This is a genomic window from Nonomuraea sp. NPDC004186, from assembly GCF_053603495.1.
The window spans coordinates 1-1,679 of sequence record NZ_JBSGFQ010000276.1; the positions used below are offsets into that span (position 1 = coordinate 1).

The 1,679-nt window shown below is 70.8% G+C and carries 2 protein-coding genes; both read left to right on the forward strand.

The window, feature by feature from the left end; genetic code table 11:
• The coding region (locus tag ACWEPL_RS65215; protein WP_452443087.1) for a TatD family hydrolase at window positions 1-711 on the forward strand (711 nt) is incomplete at its 5' end.
• Between the two features lie 3 nt (window positions 712-714).
• The coding region (eboE, locus tag ACWEPL_RS65220; RefSeq protein WP_452443089.1) for a metabolite traffic protein EboE at window positions 715-1,679 on the forward strand (965 nt) is incomplete at its 3' end.

Below are 1,679 nucleotides of genomic sequence, written 5' to 3' on the forward strand. Positions count from 1 at the left end.
TTCCTCGACTACTTCGACGCGCTGCTCGGCTGGGAGCCGTACCGCGCCGCGCAGTACGGCATCCGCCACCACTGCGCGCTCGCGCTCAACCCGAAAGAGGCGAACGATCCGCGGTGCGCGGGCGTGCTGGCCGAGTTACCGCGATACCTGCTGAAGGACTCGGTCGTCGCCGTCGGCGAAGTCGGCTACGACTCCATGACGGCGGAGGAGGAACGGGCCTTCGAGGCCCAGCTCGCCCTGGCACGAGTAAATGATCTCCCGGTGCTCGTGCACACGCCGCATCGGGACAAGGTCGCCGGCACCCGCCGCACGCTGGACGTGGTGCGGGCCGCGGGCCTCGCTCCCGGGCAGGTGCTCGTCGACCATCTCAACGAGCTGACCGTCGGCATGGTCGCGGACTCGGGCTGCTGGATGGGATTCTCCATCTACCCCGACACCAAGATGGACCCGGACCGGATGGTGACCGTCCTCAAGGAGCACGGCACGGACAGGATGCTGGTGAACTCGGCCGCCGACTGGGGACGGAGCGACCCGCTCAAGACGCGCGAGGTCGCCGACGCCATGTTCGCGGCAGGCTTCGGCGAGGACGACGTGGACCAGGTGCTCTGGCGCAATCCGGTGACCTTCTACGGGCAGAGCGGCCGGCTCAGCCTGGAGGCGGGCACCGAGGCGGCCCCCGACTACGCCGGCAACACGATCAAGCGAGGCTGACTCATGAGGCTGCGCCACCCGGACGGCTCGACGATCCACCTCGCCTACTGCACCAACGTGCACCCGGCCGAGGATCTCCCCGGCATCCACCGCCAACTCTCCGGTATCGCCGCGCGGGTCAGAACGCTGCTCGGCGCCGAACGGCTCGGCGTCGGCCTCTGGCTGCCCCGGCAGGCCGCCGGTGAGCTGCTCGCCCGTGGCGACGAACTCGCCGCGCTGCGCGAGCGGCTGACCGCGCTCGGCCTGGAGGTCGTGACCCTCAACGGGTTCCCCTACCGCGGCTTCCACGACGAGATCGTGAAATACCGCGTCTACCAGCCCGACTGGGCCGACGCGGAGCGGCTGCGGTACACGCTCGGGCTCGCCGAGATCCTCGCCGCATTGCTGCCCGACGACGTCACCGAGGGCACGATCTCGACCCTCCCCCTCGCCTGGCGCACCGCATGGACACGGGACAAAGCGACGGCGGTCATGGCCAACCTCGACGCGCTCGCCCAGGGCCTGCGCACGCTGGCCAGCCGGACCGGCAAGATGATCCGGGTGGGCTTCGAGCCGGAGCCCGGCTGCATCATCGAGATCACACCCCAGGCGACCGCCCTGCTGAACCAGGTGGACCACGACTACCTCGGCCTCTGCCTGGACGCCTGCCACATGGCCGTAGGCTTCGAGGAACCCGGCGCGGGCGCCCACACCGGGCTGCCCATCGTGAAGCTCCAGGCGTCATGCGCCCTGCAAGCCCCGCCGGGAGCACACCGGGCACTGGCCGCGTTCGACGAGGCCCGGTTCCTCCACCAGACGCGCTCCGCCACCGGATACGCCGACGACCTGGGCGAAGCCCTGGCCGGCGGCCTGCCCGCGGACGAAAGCTGGCGGGTGCACTTCCACGTCCCGCTGCACGACGACCCGCCCCCTCCGCTCACCACCAGCGCCCCCTACCTGCGCGACCTGCTCAACGTGCTCCTCGGCGG